Genomic DNA, 21,668 nt, shown 5'->3' with positions numbered 1-21,668 from the left:
CGATGTAAATCCCACACATTCGGCAAATAAGCTTTAAAAACCAGATCCAATGCTTTGATAATTTACGATTTTACGGCCAATTTACTGAGAAATATTTCAGCACTAAAAGGTTTCTGCATGAAATGTACCTCAGGGAATAATGCTAACTCAGGAATATCATCGCTATCATTAGCTGAAAGCAAAAAGAAGCGACAGTGATGCTCAAACTGGGTATCACTGGCAAGGTTTTGTAATGTTTGTTGCATCTGTTTGATAAGTTGCAAGCCATTCATATCTTGTAAACGGTAATCCACAATAACAATATGTGGCAATGAGTGAATCAACATCTTAAGTGCTTGCGCTGCGTTATCAACACTGAAGGTTTGAAAATGATAGTGCTCTAGCATGGCTTTGCAAATCTCAAGGTTAAACAGATTATCATCTATGATTAACACTTTTTGTTGATCATATTGAATCGTTAATCGTTCTTTCACCTCGGTAAGTTGGCAGGGAAAATGTAACAGCACTGTGGTGCCTTTGCCCTTTTGACTGCGCAACATAAACTTACCGCCAATTTGCTCAAGCAATCGATTACAAGTATAGAGTCCTAATCCCATGCCCGATGTTGTTGTATATGAGTTAGATGCGTGCATAAAGGGATCAACTAAAGCGCGCTGTGCTTCCTTTGACATTCCCTCGCCAAAATCGCGGATCAGTACCCTAAGCATAGGACTATGGTCTTTATGGTTACGTTTAAGGCGTAAGTCCATATAACAATGCACTTCGCTACCCGTACTGTATTTAAAGGCATTATTGATAATGTTAGTCATGAGTTGGAATAACTTAGTCCCATCGAGCTCGATAAACTTCGGCAGAGACTCATTCACGACAACCTGTAAACGTTTACCCGATGTCGCACTAAAAGCACGATAGTAATCCTCAATATTGCTCAGATATTCGTGCAAATTGACTAAATGCCGATTCAATTTTAACTGCCCAGCTTCAGCCTTACTGTAATTCAACGTATTTTCGGCAACCGAGTAAAGTAAGTTAGCTGACCAGGTCATTTTATCGATAATTTCGTCCAGTTTTTGTGGCTGTGAGCGCGCTTTTTTTAACATGCGACTGTAGCCAAGAATGGCATTGATAGGAGTGCGGATCTCATGATTTATGCTGGAAAGTACTGCTAATCTAGATCGATTATCGAGCTTAATCTGCTCTACAATATGCTGATTTTTAGACTTAAAGTACAAAAGAAAAGACAGAGTAATACCAAGAGAAGCAATCAGTAAGATAATCACGATTAGCTCGACAACCTCTTTTTGTGGCACTTGATATTCTATGCGTAAATCTACACGGGTTTGGTATCCAGGAATATCCAAAGTTCGGCTATCTGAGTAGCTAAACATTGAAAATATGCCTGTGGAAAACTCATGGTTACAGGATGAACTTTGCAATAACGATTGTTCAAATTGATAGCTAATACATACACCCTGCTCCTGCTCAATCCGCGCTAATATCCGCTGATGAGAAATGGCATAGACTAAATAAAGCATATTAGGCCCATCGATATTAACAACCGCTAACGTGTAATCGGCAAGGCTAGCCTGAAGTTCCCCTTTACTATTCTTGACTAATTTAAGTGGCTTAAGTTCTGGCGCCATTGTCTGATCAGAGATATAGGCCAGTTCAAGTTCGGGGGTCAGTGTAAAAGCGACAGCAGATTTGATCTTCAGTAAGTCCTTTGCAAAAACCTCAAATTCCTGTGACGTTACCTCACTCGAAGCATAAAAAAACGATTTTAGCGCATCCAACATAATTTCATGTTGTAAGAACATATCCCGTGAAGAAGTAAAAACCGCTTCTGCTTTTTTATTGTAAATGGAGTCAAATTCATAACGTGAGTGGGACAAGGTTAACCACAGCACCAACAGAGTGACCCATAAACCACTGAACATATTGATACAAGCGCTATATTTAAAGCTCATTAGCGTAATCCATTACGGCCTTTAGCAAGCTGCATAACTGATATTCAAACAGCTCTCGCTCGCAAACATCCATGACAGACAGCATATCTTTAAGCTGCAAGTAGCGCGCAATACCCGTAAATTGATGTTTCAGGCCTTCGATACTGTCAGAAGATTCATATTGTTCTAGCTCAAGTCGCATTCGCTGTAATTCAGCAATCAGTGTCAATCGCAGTCGCGATTGCTGTTCTTGGCTGTATTGCTCAAAGAATACAGATAAGGCCTTGGGTAACTCAATATTAGCATTCATACATTAGGCACTCCTATTATATTGAGCAATCCAATCAATAAGATAACGACCTTCAATCGGGGGACTGTACAAATAACCTTGGGCAACATCACACCCCAACTCAGAGAGAATTAACTCTATTGCACTTGTCTCAACGCCTTCTGCAACCACCTTTACGTGCATCTTCTGCGCAAGCGCGATGGTGGACTCTACGATGAGATAATGTTGGTGATTGATATCCATATCGGAGACAAAACTTTTATCAATTTTGATCTCTTTAAAGGGAATGGCATCAAGACGATCATAAGTAGAATAACTTTTACCGAAATCATCAAGGGAAATATCAATATTATTGATGATCAGCCGTGCAATTGAGTTAAGTACTCTATCTTGGTTAATGATTTCCTGTGATTCGGTGAGCTCTAAAATCAAATGGATTTGTTTATACTCACGACCACATTCGATGATGTACTCAATGAGTTCATCACAGGTCAAATCATCTGCGGTAATGTTAATCGACAGGGCAAACGCCATTAATAACGGTTGGCGCGACCAACATTGCAATGCTTGGGAAATAACCATCCGCGAAAACAAGCTATTTAGCCCCTGCTGATTCACCAGTGGCAAAAAAACGTCGGGATAAATATAGCCATTGGATTGATCGCAAAGCCGCGAAAGCACTTCAAAACCGATGATCTCCTTTGTTTTAAGGTTAATCTTAGGCTGATAACACAAAATTAATTGTTCATTTTTGAGCAATTGCCGCACATTGATATTCGCCGCCATGTCTTGCACGATAGACTCATCTTGATGGACACGGTTTCTATCGTCGGAGGCGTCTAGCAATGGCGTTAAAATGTCATTCACATTGATAGGTTTAGCAAATACGCCAAGCAAGTTGAGTTTCAAACCCGTGATAATGCTATCCACCAGTTCTAAAGTCCGTTTATCCGAGGAGCTTATCACCGCAATCGGAATGACTGTAAATCGGGGCTCGGAGGCCAACATATTAATCACCGCAATACCGTCACCTTGATCCATTTTTAAATCTAAAATGACTAAATCAAGTTTTGCTTCTACAGCTAAGATCAGTTCAATTCCGTGATTACCATTACTGGCTTCATAGATCTCCACATTGTCCTCTGCTAAGTACTTATGGATATCAGCTTTCATGGTTTCTCTAATAAAGCGTTGATCATCTATGATGAGAATATTCATATATTGGTCTCTAACTGCATAAAGAAAATGGGATCGATCGTCTGGGATTTGGATGTAGGGATAACAGAAAGCTTGAGTAAATTACGATTCGCCATGACTTCTGTGCGACTGGAGAAAAACGAATAGTTTTTGACTGGTTTGAAGCCGCCTTCTATCGTTCTTACTTTAAATATGGGCAACTTAAATTGCGTCAATTTTCGTTTTAGTGACTCATCACAGATATTAAAACTCAAAAACTTAAGTGAGCGACTCGTGGCCAATTCATTGAGATAAACAGACATCATATAATTTTCAATATAAGGCGTTACGCCAAAGGAGGAGAACACCATTAAGGTATCTGGCAAAGCTTGACTGTTATGGTTAATGACCTCAAACAAGTCCACCTCATCATTCATAAATTCGAGGGCAATTTTGCCTTGAGTGCGGCAGAATAGACTGTGTCCAATGATTTGATCGCCAAAGCTAAAAGCCACCACCAATGAGAGTCCACGAAAAAAAGGTTGAGACAACTTACGGCTCACAAAGGATAAACGCGGGTTACTTTCATAAACCAAGCTAAGTTGCAGCAGGGTCATAAAGTTTTGATGGTGGCTTTCGATAAACTCGACACGATAAGGAGTATTACGGTAGTACGGATGATCACTGCGTTCTATGGTCGATTCAAAAAGGTTAATTAACGCTAAACCTTCGTTGATGAATTTTTTGTCCTCCCGATAAATATCAAACAGTTCAGAGCCAAATATTTCAACGATTTCAGACTGTTTAGCTAGGGATGGAATGTTAACTCCCCGCTCCCAACGGCTAATAGTGATGGAATCTAACATATCGAACAGGCAGCTTTTTTGCCTGAGCAGACTACATAAATCTTCTTGAGATAAATTATTCTCACTGCGGGTGTGTTTTAAGAAATTGGAGAATGTCTGTGCACTTGTTTTGCTTTGATAGGAGATAGGTGTACAAATCATATCGCGTTCCATCTGAATTTTTTATTTTATCTAGCAGCTCCATATACGTCTTATGGTCGATGTCATCTACTGGCTCTGGATGTCTAAATGTAAAAGTAATCCAAATGCGTTGAAGTTTCTCGATGAAATAAAGTCCAGTGATTTTTTCGTCACTCATCACTCAGTTCCTCCATCTCAGCCTTTTATTCACCACGTTTTTTGCAATAGGAAAACGAGTATAAATGCCATTGTTTATCTGAGACCATGGCACAGTCAAAAAAGCGATGGAAAAAAGTGTCTAGTTATTCGTTCGGTTAAATCATTGCATCATAGATAAAACCGCAATCAACAGAACCCCCTATAAAACCGCATAAAATATAAGATTCACCAGCAATGGCCACAAAACGCCAAATTGATTATTTATGCGCTAAATATTCAAAATATGGGATGTAACCTCGGGATTTTTCTCACTAATCTACGTTTTTATGCATAGTTATTCGTGCTTGGAATAGGCAAGCCGCGACAGTATCAGCTTAGAGATATTACTAGGATAGTTTTTAATGGCTTAAGGCTTAAGCCAGCCAGCTGCGAAAATAAGTGGGTAATGGGCCAGTCCAGCGTTTAAAGGAATGCCTATAATCACTGGCGTCGCTGAAGGATAAAGAAGTGGTAATACTGTGGGCATCTTGCGCAGGTGTCGCTAAGTCATAGCGTGCTTTGATTAAACGGGTCTCATCAGCAAGTATCGGCAAGTTGGCCAAAGTTTAAATCCATCTCGGGCAAACTTAAGTTATCCCGCATTAGACACAAAAGAATACCAGCCGCTAAGCCTAACCGCAGTTCGAATATAGTAGTGATTGACATATCCCTTGGCGCTGAATGACGGCAGCGCCGAAACCTATGGTTTGACCGTTACACATCTGCAAGTCGGCAGCGGCGTTTGGCAACAGGGAATGCTGGTGGAGCAAGACGGCTAAAACTACTTACCCAATGATAATCAAACATTTAAATGGTTACCTTGGAGCTGTATCGTCAAACACCTTGACGTTAACTCTGGACATTTAAGCAAAAGGCACAAAGTATAAAGCACAGGAGTTAGAGAAGGCGCTGGTATTGGTCGTAAACATGAGCAACCGGCACCATCTGATTGCAAATTGATGAATTAACTGGTTATGCACTTAATATGCAAATCTAAAACTATAATCCCCGAGATTTTTCTCACCTTAATGCAATAAAGTGAATAGTTAATCATAAAAAAGAGGTTAGCTGTATTCAACAGCTAACCTCTTCTCTTTAAATCAGGCGATAAATCAGATGTTCTATCATACAACTAGAGCCATGACTTCAAAACGACTCTTACAAAAGCTAACTCATACCAGAGCTAATTTTTTACGGGTACGAAAATAGCAAGCTGAGGCTCGTCACAGTAAATAACGAATGTAAAACTAACGCCTGTGAAAAACCATGTCCACTCAATTCGGCAGAAATGGGATTAGCCGCGTTTAGTGCCCCACGGATCGTTATCATCCGTCGATGGGCTTGGTCCTGAACGTTCAGCCATTCTTGAATCGTTTCTTGGCTCGTTTCGGAGTTCGCTGCGGCGCTGTGATTGGCTATTCGATGAACCATATCCAGAGCCGGTGCCACGTCTACCCGTAGGTTTTTTGCCTGAGCCATAACCAGAGTTGGGACGTTTATTACCCGCTTCGTACTCGGCGCTGGCTTGTGCCTGCATTTTAGCGATAGATTCTATGGTGAGTTCCATCGGTTTACGCGGCGCGATACCTGAAGCAAAACCTCGTTCGCGTGGCTTAAGATCAAACTGTTCACCGATGGCTTTAGGCATACGCTTGAATCGATACAGGTAAAAGTTTTCCACTTTCTCCCGCGCCCACTCAGTCTTCTTGAGGAAAATAATACAGGCCTCAATGGTCGGGTTGGTGTTAAAACAACCTAGTTTTAATGCCGCGTATAAAATTTTCCAGCCATAAAAATCGACTAACTCAGTGATCATTGTCTCGAGTTTGAGGCCGTGTAATGGGTTGTTCTGTTGCTCTTCAATCATGGGAATTCCAAGTTCAGCCCTATTGGCTGATTTTACTGTATTAGTTTACGGTTTTGAGTTGTTAAACGAGTGACTCAATTCGCTACTAAAATTCGCGATTAGAGAAATCACTCAAGTTATGAAGTCATGAGCCACTGACGTTGCTACGGCAATAGCATAGGGCGTTAAGCCTCATTGCTCGTGATGCTTAGATCTTAAATCTTACGGACCTGAAGCCTCCAAACAGAGCCATTAAATATTAGCCGTAAAATCTGCTGCTCGACAAAACTGCGGGAATAATAACGGTAAATAAGCTAAACGCCTTCTTTTATTTGCGCTAGCGAGGTTTGGCATCGGCTTTAGGGCAAAAAAATACCCCGCAGCTGACAGTTTTAATCTGCATATCCACGATATCACGCTAACAGGTATGAACTCAGCATCAAGCTCAAACCCGTTTCTAAATTTTACCTATGATCCGCTAATGCCTTGGGTCAACCTCAAAATAAACGCAACTGAAACGGCTCGATTTATAGCTGCGCATCACATCCTTGCTCGCATCTTTAGCCCTTAGTCTGTATACTCCGCGACCTTATTATCCCAACTTTAATGTTTTGGCTTAGAGTGGGTGAAGCGCATGTTTCATTTTGAGGCTTGTTTGTCACAATCCCCGTTAGCAAATACCTAGGAAAGCTCCTTTGATCTCTACCGCGAACATCACGATGCAGTTTGGCCCTGAGCCATTGTTTGAAAACATTTCAGCGAAATTTGGCAACGGTCACCGCTATGGTTTGATCGGCGCGAATGGCTGTGGCAAATCGACCTTTATGAAGATCCTCAGCGGAGCGTTAGCGCCAACCTCTGGCAATGTGTCCATCACGCCCGGCTTAAAAGTCGGTACCCTAAGCCAAGATCAGTTCGCGTTTGAACAATACAGTGTGATCGATGCGGTGATCATGGGGGATGTTGCCCTGTGGAAAGTCAAACAGGAACGCGATGCAATCTACGCCAATCCGAATATGACCGAAGAAGATGGCATGCGCGTTGGCGATCTTGAAAGTGAATTTGCCGAAATGGATGGCTACAGCGCCGAAAGCCGCGCCGGTGAGATTCTGCTCGAAGCGGGTATTGAAGAATCTTTCCATTACGGCCTAATGCAACAAGTCGCACCGGGTTGGAAACTGCGGGTATTGTTGGCACAAGCACTATTTGCCAACCCAGATATTTTGCTGCTCGACGAACCAACCAACAACTTGGACATACATACCATTAGCTGGTTAGAAGCCGAGTTGAACAAACGCAAATGCACCATGATCATTATTTCCCATGATAGGCATTTCTTGAATGCCGTATGTACCCACATGGCCGATATCGATTACGGCGAACTGCGCATTTACCCTGGTAACTACGAATACTTCCTTGCACAATCGTCTTTGATCCGTGAACAATTATTATCGGGTAACGCCAAGAAGAGTGCTGAAATCGAAGAACTGCAAGACTTCGTCAACCGCTTCGGTGCCAACGCATCTAAAGCAAAACAAGCCAGCTCGCGCGCGAAGAAAATGGACAAGATCAAGCTTGATGAAGTGAAATCATCAAGCCGTATTCACCCTTCTATTCGTTTCGATGCTGGCAAGAAAATGCATCGCCAAGCACTGATCCTCGAAGATTTGGCCCATGGGTTTGATGGTGAGCTGCTATTCGAAGGCGGCGACTTAATCCTCGAAGCCGGTGCAAAATTAGCGATTATCGGCGAAAACGGCGTGGGTAAAACCACTTTCCTACGCTGCTTAGTCAATGATTTAGAACACAATAAAGGCGTGATCAAGTGGTCAGAAAACGCATCAATCGGCTACTGTCCACAAGACAGCAGTGACGAATTTGATAATGACTACACATTAATGGATTGGATGTCACAGTGGCGCCAACCTAAGCACAACGATCTTATGGTACGCGCCATGTTAGGCCGTCTGTTGTTCACTGAAGATGACGCGAACAAGAAAGCCCGTAACTGTTCAGGCGGAGAGAAAAACCGCTTGTTATTCGGTAAGTTAATGATGCAAGACATCAATGTGCTGATCATGGACGAACCGACTAACCACATGGACATGGAAGCCATCGAAGCACTCAATAATGCGTTGAAAGACTTTGAAGGCACTTTGATATTCGTCAGTCATGACCGTGAGTTTGTATCGTCACTCGCTACACGTATCATTGATATTAAAGATAAAAAAGTGATTAACTTCCAAGGCACTTTCGATGAGTACCTTTCAAGTCAAGCTGAAATGGAAGCGAGAAAAAGCGCGTAATGTTATTCGGCTAACTTACGCCGATTAACCCAGCGTTATCGCATTAAAAAGTCGTCATTGGTTATCCAATGGCGACTTTTTGTTGGGCTAAATCTGACTAGTTACTCATTAGCTTATTAATTTTTTTAACCAATATCTCGCGATTTTTAGCCAGTTTAAAAATTGTCGGCAAATGTCGAATGACTATCGGCTCAGACTCAAATACCGCATCGCGATCTTTGGCTTGAATATAATCACGGATCTGAAGCATCATCTGTTTATTAAATGCCCAAAGTGAATGACCTTTAAACTCAAGGGAATAAAATGCGTCATTGGGCCATTCAAGTCGATGTTTCTGTTTTGCCATACACTGATAACAACAAATAAGACCAAGATCTGTACCATCTGTAAAAGCACTGTTTGCCCTATGTTCCCAAGTCGAAGTACCTTGGTATTTTTCTGGCAATTTTTCCCGCCAAGAAGCATCCAATAGCGGAGGGAAAAACAGCACACCTGGCCATTTATGGGCAAACCTTTGATTAAACTGCTTGATCTCAAACTGCCAACCCTCAAATAAATGCACATCTTTTTTCTCTAAACGAAAAACATGGGCAAAGGTAAAAGTGGCGCAGCCAGCACAATGGGGGCAAGTAACCTCAACTCCGTTTGGCAGGCTAAAAAACTCATAAAATCCTGTCATTGATACGACATTCCAAATGATTTAGAGACTAATTTGGAGCTCATCAATTTTCCAACCACCTTCATTTATCATGCTAATTCTTTGTTTTTCATTCGCCTCCGATGCATTACCACAGAGATCTTTTTGTGCATATTCAAGAACGGCCGTATCCCCTTCTATCATCTGCGACACTAAGGTGAGTGCTTTGCACTTGGCAGCCGCTTTTGAAAATGAAAGATAAGATGCGATCACTTCATCGCGGGACAGCTTCATCTGCTGCATATACTGTGGGAACTTAGACTCAACATCCGCTTGCTTACGTTGGGTATAGTAAGCCTTGTCCTCTTGATAACTCATCCCCTGCTGTACCTTAGCATTGTACTCGTCATACACTTCGCTCGGCGATTTAGGCGTTGTACAACCTATCAGCACAAGGACAGATATGGGCAGTAAGAAAATCGATTTCATCATCGAACCTCCAAAACTAGACATGTATTATCAATAAATTCCATGGTGCATTCATCTGCTTGTTGTCACTGAACGAGTGCGCCATATATATCCACCAAATACTCCTTATTCTCTTTGAAATCAATTACCTTGGCAGGAAGTAAACCTTTACTATCAACAGGTAACAAAATCAATGAAGATAAAATGTAATGCCACCAAGATAACATGTAAATAGTTCATTGATTACTTTAGCTTGGCAGCGTTGCTCATTCAATTGCAGCACAGTTGCTTACCTTGGCGAGTGCTAAAAATAAGTGCCATAAAGCTGTGAGCATGCTCTAAATTGCAGTATTTGACAGGTCATTGTCTAATGCATTAAAAGGCACAAAGGTCTTTTTATCGAACCAGAGAGGCGAGCGATTTTGTCCTGCAAGCTGATAAGCCCAAGTAGTAATGGCTTCAGAGCGATCACTCTCACAGACGAAATATCGACTGAGTTCAGAGTGTAACGTTTGGCCATGCCGGATAATATTTTGCTCATACCAGTTATCTTTATGGTGCTGAACGGCAAGATGATCGCGTTTTTGATTATTACAACTGCTATGTGCGAGGACAAAATTATGGCCTAAATCATTAGGATATCGTGCCCAAGGGATAAAATGATCCACTTCGCCTGTTTCTTTTAATGATTTTTGGCAATAGAAGCATTGGCCTTTTTGGATATCAAGCAGTACAGGTCTAGCATGGGTGATCGTCTGTCTGTCGCTACCAAACAGAAACTCACTTAAATTGCCTTTACTGCCTATAATCACTTGATTTGCTGGAAACTCGGCGATTTTTTGTACCCATTGAGTACGAGCCAATGACACCACTAAATCGTGAAATCGCCTGAAGCAAAATGCGATACCCAGATTCAACTCGATGTAATTTTTCGTTTTATCATGGGGATAAAGAAAACATTCTTCATTACGTGACAAGTTTTGTAAGCGCCATAAGGGGCCATCTTTAAACGTACCGCGCGTTTTACGCAATAAAGCTGGATAACTAAGATGCGCTTTTAACTGGGATAGACTGTTAACACCTTGATGGCGTAGTTCAATCAAACTGTTGATCAAGGCTGATTGCTTTCCACTATTTTGGATCAAGACAAAATACCCATCATTGGCACCAAAAGGCAAAGAGTGTTGCCAGTAAAGTTCAATAAACTTCTCTACCAAATCATCAATACTGATGGCGGTTTTCAGCGCAGGATCGGCATTGAGTATTAATGGCCGTTCGATACAGATATCGGCGATCGCATGCATAATGGCCGTTCGATACAGATATCGGCGATCGCATGCAGTAAGGCAAATTTGTAAGTTGCAACGAAATCCCCTTCAACTAACAGACGTTGTAAATAGCTAATAAATTCAACTTGTCTTCTCGCATCAATCGGCATTCAGTCGCTCCTGAATAATAACGCTTGCTTCAGGTGCATTTACGTTTGGCATCAGTTTGGGTGTAAAAACTAACGTCTGCCAATGCACTTGTGAGCGACCGAGTTTATCGGTTTCATCTTGGCTCAAATCTAAAAGTCGTAGCTGACAATCTGCAGCAAGTGTGAGCAGTTCATCGGCACTGACTGGGTGCATAACGCGCGCATCGGGGCTTGGGCCATGGCGCAAACTGATGACTAAAAGTCCAGTCGAATTGAGTAAGCGTGAGAGTGTTGCTAGTGCAAGTGGGCGCTCTGAGGGAGATAAATGCATCCACACAGCGCTGAGTAAAATCAGATCAAACTGTTGCGCTAGGCCAACCACTTTTTGCAACTGAGGTAAACCATCCTCAATCCAACGCACGGGTAGATCCCGAGTTAACACCTGCCCCATTTTCGCTAAAACAACCGCAGGTTCGACTGCAATAATTTGTGTCTCTTTGCCCTCTGTTTTTCGGCTAAATAATGCACATCCCGCCCAGAACCTGCTCCCACATCCAATATCGACAATGTATTTTTGGTAAGTAGAGGCAAAAGATGATGCAACCAACTCGAATGCACTTCTTCAAAGGTTTTAGACAAATACTGTGCCGCGAGTATTTCGGCGTGGTCATTATAAAACACTGTGCTCACTGACAACGATCCTTTTGCAACAAGTGATTGTTTTTACAGACGCTAACTTATCACAGTCGTATTTGATAAAAAATATATGTCATCATTATCATGCTGTTTTGCATAAAATATTTAGCATTATGTTGTTCGCGATCACTGTGCTGATTTCGGCTATTCGACCCAAAATTCTTATCAATACCTATGCAATCTCAGCATTTCCCCGTCGTTTTTGTCGCAGTGGTTTACACTCTATGAGTTAGTGTAAAGATAAGTGCAATTGATTGAATCTGTTACATGCTTCTCCAGAGCAGTTTCCATTTCAGTGTTGGAGTGAACGGGTTTTAACGTCTTGGCGTAGCGTCTACATAGAGATTAAGACCTAGGGCTCAATTATTTAGGATATCTATTGCCTATGAGTTTTGAAGATTCGTTAGAGCAACTTAAACGACAGTTTTTACATGCACTGCCGGATAAAAAGAAACAAATCATTACCTTGTGGATTTCATTGCGTAAAAATTGGGACGCACACATGCTGTCTGCCGTGTACCGAGAGGTGCATAACTTAAAAGGGTCGAGCGAGACCTTTGGGTTATCAGATACCAAACACATAGTCGATAAACTGGAGTTGCTGCTTAAGGGGCTGCTCAATGCGCCAGCCCCCGAACTTCCTACGATCAAAGGCTTAGATACCCTCTTCCACCAGTTGTTACAAAACAATATGCGCGGCCAACCGTCGGCGCCAGTAGTAGAGGCGCAAATGCAGCAAAGCCCCTATAAACCGTCAAAGGCGCGCCATGAGCACCATATTGCCATCATAGAAGACGATGGGAATGTCGGCGCTATGATCACAAAGCAGCTGCGAGAGTTCGGTTTTAGTGTGCAGCATTTTTTGAATTTCACGAGCTTTCTGGTGGTGCAAAATAAAACGCCCTTCGATCTGATTTTATTAGATTTAATTCTACCAGATTGGACTAAAGAGGCCTTGTTCGAAGCTGCCACTGAGTTTGAGAAGAACAATACCCGAGTATTTGTTTTATCCTCGCGGGGGGATTTTGACATGCGGCTATTGGCCATTCGTGCCAACGTCAGCGAATATTTTGTTAAACCTGCGGAAACCACTTTATTGGTGCGCAAAATCCATCAATCTCTCAAGATGTCAGAGAAACAGCCGCTTAAGGTGTTACTGGTGGATGATCAACAATCTATGGTGGATTACTTTTCAAGCCTGTTACGCAGCCATGGTTTGATGGTAAAAGGGTTGTCCAGTGCCGAGCAAGTCTTGCCTGCCCTTGAGCAATTTGAGCCTGATTTGTTTATCTTCGATTTGTACATGCCCGAAGTGAACGGGCTTGAGCTGGCAAAGATGATCCGCCAATTGGATAAATACACCTCGAGCCCAATTCTCGTGTTGAGCTCAGACGATACGATGCAGAATAAGGTCAGCATCATACAAGCGGGATCAGATGACTTAATTTCAAAGCAAACCGCACCGAGTTTATTCGTCGCGCAGGTGATTTCCCGTGCGCAACGGGGTCATGATATTCGCAGTTCGGCTAGTCGCGACAGCTTAACTGGGCTGTTAAATCATACCCAAATTCTGGTGGCTGCGAGACGCTGTTTTAACGTAGCGAAACGGATTAACTCTCAAGTTTGTATCGCTATGTTCGATTTAGATCACTTCAAAAAGGTCAACGATACTTATGGTCATTCCGGTGGTGATAAGGTGTTGTTGGCATTTGCCCACCTGTTACAACAATCCTTACGTCAAACTGACTTTACCGGCCGCTACGGTGGTGAAGAATTTATGTTAGTGCTGCCAGATATGCAAAAACCACTGGCGATTGCCAAGTTGAATGCGATCCGTGAAAGCTTTAGCCATATCGTATTTGTTGAAGATGGCGTCGAATTTAAGGTGACGCTCAGCGGCGGTTTAGCCTTTTCGGATCAATGTGAGGAATTTCAAGATTGTCTGTTACTAGCAGATAAAAACCTTTACGAAGCTAAACGTTTAGGCAGAAATCAGCTCGTGGTTTCTCCGACTGACTAGCACTAGATAGAATGAGCCACTGCAGCGCACAAATCAGTTCGGCGTAATGCTCTTCCTGCGAGACTCACGCTCTATTCATCACTTTTGAATCCCACTCAGCGTGGGCGGTCACAGTGAGCTTAAATGGTTAATGAGCTTGCTCGGCATCTGCGATAACTCCACCACATAATCTACCGCACGGCACTTTATTGCTTCTCGTGGCATGCCAAATACCACACAACTTTGTTCATCTTGGGCAAATGTAGTGACGCCTTTTTGGTGTAGCGCCACCATGCCTTCGGCGCCATCTTTGCCCATGCCAGTTAAAATCATCGCGCTGATATTGGGCGTGGCACATTGGGCCAAGGCCGTAAACATCACATCGACCGAAGGTCTGTGGCCACTGACCTTTTCATCTTGGGTTAATTTAACTTTATAACTACCACCCACTTTGATGATCTCAAGGTGATGATCGCCAGGGGCAACATAGGCATAACTGGGTAAGAGTCGTTCCCCATGCTCGGCTTCTTTGACAGTAATCCGTGACTGTCGATTTAAACGTTCCGCAAAAGTGCGGGTAAACCCCGCTGGCATATGTTGGGTGATCACTATCGGCGGCATAGCCGCGGGTAAATGTTGTAATACATAAAGAATGGCTTCAGTACCGCCAGTAGATGCGCCTATCGCGACTAAATGCTGTGTCAGGGTTGTATTGGCCAATATTGGCCGCTTACTTGAAACAGGGCGTACTGGCTCAACAAATTTCTGCGGCTTGATGATTTTGGCTTTCGCGGCAGATTTGATCTTATCTAAAATCAAATCCTGATAATCATGAATACCTTGGAGCGAGTCTAATTTCGGTTTAGGGATAAAATCCACCGCGCCTAAGGCCAAGGCGTTAAATGTCGCATCAGCGCCCTGCTCGGTTAACGATGAAATCATCACTACCGCAGTGGGTCTGGCTTTCATCAAGCGGTCCAAAAATGTTAAACCATCTACTTTGGGCATTTCGATGTCTAAGGTAATCACATCGGGGCGAAATTGGTTCACCAGATCTTTGGCCTCGTAGGCATCGGCAGCAAGCCCAACCAGAGACAGTTCAGAGTCAGCCTCAATCATTTTACCGAGCAAGCTGCGCATTAGCGCAGAATCGTCAACAACTAACACTTTGATCGTCATAACTTAATCACCAAATAGTTCAACGTCGCCGCCCGAAGGTAAATTACGAACCCGTAAACGGTACTCACTTTCCCTGTCAAGAATTGTGCTGTTATGCATGGATTTAATTTTACGGACTTTCACTTTGCCCGAATGGGGGAAAAAATACACTTTGCGCGGATACACATCGAGTAAATCGGCAGCAACGATAGGGATATTTTCAAGATTGAGGTATTCAATCACAAACTCAGCATTACGCTCACCAATGTTGTGCACAGTAAAACTACGTAACATATTACCGCCCCCAAACACCTTAGCTTCGAGTGAATTGCGCTGTGCGCCAAGCTTGAGCAAGTCGTTGATTAACAACTCCATGGCATACACACCGTAACGGGCTGAATCGGCGAGCACCCCAGTACAATTACTATTGTCACTTGGCAATAAAAAGTGATTCATTCCGCCGATTTTGAGCTTAGGATCATACAAGCACACTGAGACGCAGGAGCCTAACACTGTCACTATCATGGTATCTTCACGGGTTGCAAAATACTCACCGGGTAATATTTTTACCGCATCGCAACCAAAATGATGATCGTGATAGCGATTCGGCTCTGCAATGGCATATTCGATATTAGGTTTTAGCACTCATGAGCCCCTTCACTGGCCGATAGGTTGTTTGACCAACGGCAGTGATGATTTGCGGGAACATATTAAAATTTTCCGAATGTCCCGCAATATAAAGCCCATCCTCGCTAAGGGAGTTCATCATGTGTTTTAATATGACTTCCTGCGTTTCTTTATCGAAATAAATCATTACATTACGGCAAAAAATCACATCGATTGGCGTTTTTAGCGGCCAAAAAGAATCGAGCAAATTGATGCGGGTAAACTTGAGCATCTGCTTTAATTCGGGCACCACGCGCACATTGCCCAACTGTGAACCCCTTCCACGGTGAAAAAACCGTTTCTTGCGAATATCGCTAACAGTATCGATCCTGTCTAAGGGATAAATACCCATTTCAGCCTTTTTAAGCACGCCGCTGTCGATATCGGAAGCAATGATCTCGATAGGCGTTTTAAAACTGTTGAAATGTTCAGCGACGACAATCGCAATCGAGTAAGGTTCTTCCCCTGTGCTACTGGCCGCACACCAGATCCTGCGAGTATCAGGGTTATCGATTAAATACTGTTTTAACACCTCAAAGTGATGCGGCTCCCGAAAAAATGCTGTTTGATTAGTGGTTAACGCATTGATAAATTCTTGGTGTTCGTTTTCATGGCTTAGCAGATACTCAAAATAAGCCGAAAAACCGGCTAATTTCAATGTTCTGATCCGCCGCACTAAACGGCTATACACCATAGCATCCTTGCTATCGGCGAGTTTGATCCCCGCTAAGCGGTACAGCGTCGTCCTCGCGGTATTAAAGTGCACCGAGGTATAGGCAAACTCTCGTTCCAATGGTTTGTTTTCACTCAATTAAAATTCTTCCCATTCATCTTGATCTTGCTTCATGGGCTTCATCGCATTGGTTTTAGGTTTCTCTGTCACCCTTGATTTTGCCATAGGTTGAAGCTGCTGTTTGATGGGTTTCATCGCCTTCGCTTTGGGCGCCGCTAATCTCGCGTTGCTGCGTCTTGGGGCTTCATCTTCGTCGTCCACGCGAAAACTGGCGACACTGTCTGAGAGTTGCTGCGCTTGGGATTGCATGCTTTCCGCTGCGGCGGCCGCTTCTTCAACCAATGCCGCATTTTGTTGCGTCATTTCATCCATTTGCACTACGGCTTTGCTGATCTCATCGATACCGATGGCCTGCTCATTAGAGGCTGAGGCAATTTCCGCCATGATGTCGTTCACCCGTTTAATGGCGATGACGATTTCCTTCATGGTATCGCCGGACTTACCGACAAGGCTGTTGCCACTCTCGATTTTAGACACAGAATCCGAGATCAGTGCCTTGATATCTTTAGCGGCATTGGCCGAACGTTGGGCTAAGCTACGCACTTCTGACGCGACCACAGCAAAGCCGCGGCCTTGTTCGCCCGCCCGCGCCGCTTCAACCGCAGCATTGAGCGCTAAGATATTGGTCTGGAAAGCAATGCCATCGATAACACCAATAATGTCGGCAATCTTACGCGCCGATTCATTAATCGATGCCATGGTCTGGACAACTTGCTGAATAAGCTCACCACCGTCCACAGCGACTTCAGCCGCTTTAGAGGCTAAGGCATTGGCTTGACTGGCATTATCCGCATTGAGTTTCACTGTACCTGTGAGTTCCTCCATGCTGGCCGAGGTTTGCTCTAGGCTCGAAGCTTGTTCTTCGGTGCGGCTGGATAAATCAGCGTTGCCTTGAGCTATTTCTGCCGAAGCGGTATTGATGGTATCCGCGGCTCGTTGAATATCTTGGATCATGAAGGATAACTTTTCAGCCGTTTGATTTGAGTAATTTTTCAAATCATCAAAGGTGCCTTCATAGTCGTTATAAATGCGAGTGGTGAGATCTCCGTCGGCCAGCGCCATCAGCACCCGCGCCACATCTTGCAATCCACGTTCCGAGGTTTCAATTAACGAATTTAAATTGTTCGCTAGCATTAAAAAGAAACCTTGCTTGCCATCTGTTTCCGCCCTTTGGGAGAAATCACCCGCAGCTGCGGCTGTGACTATGCGGGAAATTTCCTGCTCGGTTTGGACTTCAATGGTGCGGTCGAGCCACTCAACCACAGTCCCTAAGCGCTCACCTCCTTTAGACACTATGGGGCTGGCGGTTAAGCGAAAATGGCAACTCGCGACCTTGATAAGCGATTCATATTTACGGTCTAATTTATCGAGTAAACTTGCTTGGTGAGCAGGATTGCGGTGGAAGATATCCATAGAGCTGCCGAGGATTTTATCCACGGAAAAATGCGGTAAGGCTTGTCTGATCTCACTTTCAGAATGGCGCAACATAGTTTCGACCGAGCGATTCATATAAATGATCGTACGGTTAGCATCGGCTATCATAACGTTGGTACTGGTATTATTGAGCGCTTCGAGGATGCGCAGGGTTGCTCGCTCGGCTTCGATACTTTCGGTGCGGTCTATCCACTCAACACCTGTGCCTAAATGCTTATTTTCAGCCGTGATAATCGGCGTCAAAATCAACCTAAAAGTACGTTTGCCTATGGTGATTTGCGCGGTATGGGATTGGGTTAGACGCTCTAATAAATTACGCTGATGTGCAGGATTTTTATGGAAAATGTCGATATTACTGCCGATCAGTTTGGCAACCGAGAACTGAGGTAACTCTTTACGAATATCGTCCTCTGCCTCTTGTAGTAAACGGACGACGGCTTTATTCGCATAAATAATATTGCGCTGACTGTCAGCTATCATAAAGCTGTTGCCACTATTATCAAGTAGCTGAAAATAGCGCTGACGCTCTTCATCCCTTTGCTCACGCGCCTCATCATTGCCAAAAAAATTGAAAATACTCATTATTGTTACTCCTGATCAGTCAGACTATTTGCATCAATTAGACCCAGCTCATCACTGCTGATCAGAGCCTGAATATTTACTAAAATGATCATCTTATCCTCGACTGTGGCTAAGCCTTTGAGGTAGCGGCTATCGAACGCCACCCCAAATTCTGGGGCAGGTAAGATTTCCTCCGCCGACAGCTTAATCACATCGGAGACGGCATCGACCACTATGCCGACTATACGTTCAAACACGTTGAGCATAATAACGATAGTGAACTCGTTATAAGTGGCGGTTCCAACAGCAAATTTCATCCGCAAATCCACTATGGGCACTATGTCACCGCGCAAATTAATCACGCCTTTTATAAAACTGGGGGCGTTGGCGATTTTAGTGACCGACTCATAACCGCGAATTTCTTTGACGGACATAATGTCAAGGGCGTAGTGCTCTTCGCCTAACATAAAGCTTAAAAACTCCACCTCATCATGGGCGTTGTATTCCACTTTGGCGGTCATAGTTGATCGACTCTCCATGGCTATTTCCTTAATTTTTAATGTGCAGAGCGAGCGATTCGACATCGAGGATCAACGCGACGCTGCCATCGCCCATGATGGTGGCGCCGGAAACTCCGGGGATCCTGCGATAATGTTTTTCAAGACTTTTAATCACCACTTGCTGCTGGCCAACTAAGGCATCAACGCACAGGCCAAAGCGCTTGTGGTTGCTTTCGAGCAATACGACTATGCCCTCTTCTGGGCAGCGGGCATTGGGCTCAATTTCCATCAGCTGATAAAGATTGAGCAGAGGTAAGTACTCTTCACGTACTTTTAAGAGTCTTTCTTTGGCGAGAAATTTAAGTTGTTCCGTTTGCGGCTGAATAGATTCTATGATGTGCACTAAGGGCAAAATGTAGATCTGATTTCCCACAGAAACCGTCATACCATCGACAATGGCGAGCGTGAGTGGCAACTGGATTTCAAAGGTTGAGCCTTGGCCCTCAGTGGACTCAATATCAATGCGTCCACCTAAGGCTTCAATATTACGGCGCACCACATCCATACCGACACCGCGGCCTGACACATCTGTGACTTCCTCCGCAGTTGAAAATCCTGCGGCAAAAATCAATTGCCAAACTTGCTTGTCGCTACTGTTATCAGCCACTTGCAAACCATTTTCCCGCGCCTTTTGAATAATGCGTTCACGATTTAAGCCTGCGCCGTTATCGTACACAGCGATAACGATATTGCCGCCCCTTTGACTGGCTTTAAGGGATAACACACCCACTTCAGATTTACCCGCAGCGAGCCGTTTTTCAGGTTTTTCGATACCGTGATCTAAACTATTGCGCACTAAGTGGGTCAGCGGATCGACGAGCTTTTCAATCATGCCCTTGTCAATTTCTGTGTTGCCACCTTCAATCACGAGATTGACGTTTTTACCCAGTTGCTCAGAAAGGTCCCTCACTAAACGGTTGAAACGGTTAAACACAAAGGATACCGGCAGCATACGCACCGACATCACTGCCTCTTGCATCTCACGGGTATTACGTTCCAATTCATTGAGCGCAGTCTTGAGTCGCTCACCTAAATCGCCCGTCATCTCGTTACCAATGAGGGTCAACATGGACTGAGTGATCACCAGCTCGCCAGCGAGATTGACCAGGGTATCTATTTTGGAGGTTTCGACCCTTAAGGTGGCATCTTGGGCTGGCGTGGCTGATTTTTTTGTCGCTGTTTTCACCTCTGTGGTATTGGGCTTTGGGGCAACGGATGAGTTTGATGTTGCGTTTGAACTCAGTATTGCAGGCGAGCTTGCTTTCACAGAAGGACTCGTGGGCACGGTTGAAATGGGTGCGGTGGGCTCAGTCGCTTTGGCTTTAAATAAGATGTTTTTGGATTGGCTACTTCCAGTTTCCTGGGCTTGATGTGCTCGAGTGGTCGCTGGCTTATAAACCTTTTGCACTAGCGGTTTTGAACTTAATAACTCGATTTCATTAGCGAAGGATTCTGGCGTTAATGCTTCAAAAAAACCAAAGCCTAACTCATCATCGTCAATTGTCACATCACACAGATCAGCATTACGCTCTTTATTATTTATCGCACTGTCAGCGCTGATCTCTTCCGCTTGATAAGCCTCATCAAAAAATCCAAAGTCTTCACCTTCGATAGCAATATCACGTGCCATTTCATCTTCAAAAAATCCAAAACCCAGATCTTCTGCCGCCACTGGTACGGTGGGTGCTGCATTTATGATGGGAGTGCTAGTAGCGGCGTCTGTACCATTACGTATCGCAACTGATGAACTAAAAGGCTCACCATTTAACGCTGCAACCAACTGACTTTTACTGTATTCAACCTCCTGCCAATCAATCTGCTCTTCTTCGCGGTACAAGCTCAAGATATGGGATAACGTGTCCACAGTACTCAGCAGTAAATCGATAATAGATGACGTTAATTGGAAGTTACCCTTACGGGTTTTATCCAGCAGGTTTTCCATCACATGGGTGACACTGGTTAATGCGGTAAAACCAAAAATACCACTGCCGCCTTTTATAGAATGTGCAGCACGGAAAATGGTGTTCAGTTCTTCAGGATCGGGAGAAGCAAGGTCCAATGCCAATAGCAATTGTTCCATATTTTCAAGATGTTCATGACTTTCTTCAAAAAAGACCTGATGGAACTCGGCCATATTGATGGACATAGCGCACCCCGTTGCAGTTAACCCAGCACTTTAGCCGTAATAGCCAACAACTTTTGAGGATCAAAGGGTTTTACCATCCATCCCGTCGCACCCGCGGCTTTCCCTTGGGCCTTCATGTCATCGCCCGCTTCCGTGGTGAGCATAATGATCGGCGTACGCATAAATGCCGACATAGCACGTAAGGATTTAATTAAGGTCAGCCCATCCATTCGAGGCATGTTTTGGTCAGTCAGAATGAAGTCAAATCTTTGCCCATTACAGATATCAAGGGCTTCTCGACCATCTTTGGCCAGTACCACTTGATAATTAGCCGATTTAAGGGTCGCTTCGACCATTTGTCGAATCGCTGCGGAATCATCAACAATTAATATTCTTTTACTCATGCG

Annotated in this window: 19 protein-coding genes and 1 pseudogene; 2 read left to right on the top strand and 18 right to left on the bottom strand. The window is 43.9% G+C overall.

Annotation, left to right across the window (positions count from 1 at the left end):
- Positions 1-62 precede the first annotated feature (62 nt).
- From L5M51_RS07185 to L5M51_RS07160, 6 genes are all read right to left on the bottom strand, one after another.
- Positions 63-1,967 carry an ATP-binding protein gene (locus L5M51_RS07185; protein WP_131524744.1) on the bottom strand — a complete coding sequence of 635 codons (1,905 nt, stop codon included), beginning with the start codon at positions 1,965-1,967 and terminating at the stop codon, positions 63-65.
- Positions 1,957-2,256 carry a hypothetical protein gene (locus L5M51_RS07180; protein WP_131524743.1) on the bottom strand — a complete coding sequence of 100 codons (300 nt, stop codon included), beginning with the start codon at positions 2,254-2,256 and terminating at the stop codon, positions 1,957-1,959. Before L5M51_RS07180 ends, L5M51_RS07185 begins: the two co-directional genes overlap by 11 nt.
- Before the next feature lie 3 nt (positions 2,257-2,259).
- On the bottom strand, positions 2,260-3,453 hold the full coding sequence (locus L5M51_RS07175) for an EAL domain-containing protein (RefSeq protein WP_131524742.1): 1,194 nt from the start codon (positions 3,451-3,453) through the stop codon (positions 2,260-2,262).
- A complete protein-coding gene (locus L5M51_RS07170) occupies positions 3,450-4,418 on the bottom strand; it encodes a helix-turn-helix transcriptional regulator (protein ID WP_105253121.1) in 969 nt (322 codons plus the stop codon). Before L5M51_RS07170 ends, L5M51_RS07175 begins: the two co-directional genes overlap by 4 nt.
- A gap of 551 nt (positions 4,419-4,969) precedes the next feature.
- The gene (locus L5M51_RS07165; RefSeq protein ID WP_254306313.1) at positions 4,970-5,158 is read right to left on the bottom strand and encodes a hypothetical protein; all 189 of its coding nucleotides are present in this window, start codon (positions 5,156-5,158) and stop codon (positions 4,970-4,972) included.
- Between the two features lie 731 nt (positions 5,159-5,889).
- Complete coding sequence (locus tag L5M51_RS07160; RefSeq protein ID WP_173244816.1) at positions 5,890-6,462, bottom strand: VF530 family DNA-binding protein; 573 nt, start codon at positions 6,460-6,462, stop codon at positions 5,890-5,892.
- A 674-nt stretch (positions 6,463-7,136) separates the two neighbouring features.
- Between L5M51_RS07160 and L5M51_RS07155 the strand changes: the two genes are divergently transcribed.
- Positions 7,137-8,747, top strand: coding sequence for an ABC-F family ATPase (locus tag L5M51_RS07155; protein WP_131524739.1), 1,611 nt, complete (start codon positions 7,137-7,139; stop codon positions 8,745-8,747).
- A 97-nt stretch (positions 8,748-8,844) separates the two neighbouring features.
- Here L5M51_RS07155 and L5M51_RS07150 read toward each other — a convergent pair whose 3' ends face one another.
- The 5 genes and pseudogenes from L5M51_RS07150 to L5M51_RS07125 all read right to left on the bottom strand — a co-directional run bounded on the left by L5M51_RS07150 (position 8,845) and on the right by L5M51_RS07125 (position 11,959).
- Complete coding sequence (locus L5M51_RS07150) at positions 8,845-9,426, bottom strand: hypothetical protein (protein ID WP_173244814.1); 582 nt, start codon at positions 9,424-9,426, stop codon at positions 8,845-8,847.
- Positions 9,427-9,447: 21 nt separating this feature from the next.
- Positions 9,448-9,876, bottom strand: a complete 429-nt coding sequence (locus L5M51_RS07145) for a hypothetical protein (protein WP_173244811.1) — start codon at positions 9,874-9,876, stop codon at positions 9,448-9,450.
- Positions 9,877-10,190: 314 nt separating this feature from the next.
- Positions 10,191-11,290 (bottom strand): annotated as a pseudogene (locus L5M51_RS07140) (HNH endonuclease).
- Positions 11,280-11,828 carry a class I SAM-dependent methyltransferase gene (locus L5M51_RS07130; RefSeq protein ID WP_263172144.1) on the bottom strand — a complete coding sequence of 183 codons (549 nt, stop codon included), beginning with the start codon at positions 11,826-11,828 and terminating at the stop codon, positions 11,280-11,282. Before L5M51_RS07130 ends, L5M51_RS07140 begins: the two are co-directional and overlap by 11 nt.
- Entirely contained in the window at positions 11,726-11,959 is a 234-nt protein-coding gene (locus L5M51_RS07125; RefSeq protein ID WP_263172147.1) for a hypothetical protein, read from the bottom strand. Before L5M51_RS07125 ends, L5M51_RS07130 begins: the two co-directional genes overlap by 103 nt.
- 391 nt (positions 11,960-12,350) lie before the next feature.
- On the opposite strand from L5M51_RS07125, the gene L5M51_RS07120 reads away from it, so the two are divergent.
- On the top strand, positions 12,351-13,985 hold the full coding sequence (locus L5M51_RS07120; RefSeq protein ID WP_263172115.1) for a diguanylate cyclase: 1,635 nt from the start codon (positions 12,351-12,353) through the stop codon (positions 13,983-13,985).
- A 108-nt stretch (positions 13,986-14,093) separates the two neighbouring features.
- Here the strand turns inward: L5M51_RS07120 and L5M51_RS07115 are convergent, their stop codons facing one another.
- Genes L5M51_RS07115 through L5M51_RS07085 form a run of 7 tightly spaced genes read right to left on the bottom strand, consistent with a single transcriptional unit; the run spans position 14,094 to position 21,665 of the window.
- A complete protein-coding gene (locus tag L5M51_RS07115; RefSeq protein WP_263172114.1) occupies positions 14,094-15,143 on the bottom strand; it encodes a chemotaxis response regulator protein-glutamate methylesterase in 1,050 nt (349 codons plus the stop codon).
- 3 nt (positions 15,144-15,146) lie between these two features.
- Positions 15,147-15,767 carry a chemoreceptor glutamine deamidase CheD gene (gene cheD / locus L5M51_RS07110; protein ID WP_105252529.1) on the bottom strand — a complete coding sequence of 207 codons (621 nt, stop codon included), beginning with the start codon at positions 15,765-15,767 and terminating at the stop codon, positions 15,147-15,149.
- On the bottom strand, positions 15,754-16,599 hold the full coding sequence (locus L5M51_RS07105; protein ID WP_028759906.1) for a CheR family methyltransferase: 846 nt from the start codon (positions 16,597-16,599) through the stop codon (positions 15,754-15,756). Before L5M51_RS07105 ends, cheD begins: the two co-directional genes overlap by 14 nt.
- Positions 16,600-18,597: a methyl-accepting chemotaxis protein gene (locus L5M51_RS07100; RefSeq protein WP_028759905.1), complete on the bottom strand. Its 1,998-nt coding sequence runs from the start codon at positions 18,595-18,597 to the stop codon at positions 16,600-16,602.
- Positions 18,598-18,602: 5 nt separating this feature from the next.
- Positions 18,603-19,115 (bottom strand): chemotaxis protein CheW, encoded by a 513-nt coding sequence (locus L5M51_RS07095; protein ID WP_049821692.1) that lies wholly within the window; start codon positions 19,113-19,115, stop codon positions 18,603-18,605.
- 10 nt (positions 19,116-19,125) lie between these two features.
- Positions 19,126-21,282 carry a chemotaxis protein CheA gene (locus L5M51_RS07090; RefSeq protein ID WP_263172111.1) on the bottom strand — a complete coding sequence of 719 codons (2,157 nt, stop codon included), beginning with the start codon at positions 21,280-21,282 and terminating at the stop codon, positions 19,126-19,128.
- 17 nt (positions 21,283-21,299) lie between these two features.
- On the bottom strand, positions 21,300-21,665 hold the full coding sequence (locus L5M51_RS07085) for a response regulator (protein ID WP_028759902.1): 366 nt from the start codon (positions 21,663-21,665) through the stop codon (positions 21,300-21,302).
- Positions 21,666-21,668 lie beyond the last annotated feature (3 nt).

It is taken from the genome of Shewanella sp. SM73 (genome assembly GCF_025653795.1).
Taxonomy (GTDB): domain Bacteria; phylum Pseudomonadota; class Gammaproteobacteria; order Enterobacterales; family Shewanellaceae; genus Shewanella; species Shewanella oncorhynchi.
The sequence above is the reverse complement of the archived record's forward strand: the minus strand, read 5'-3'. Positions and strand labels throughout refer to the sequence as shown.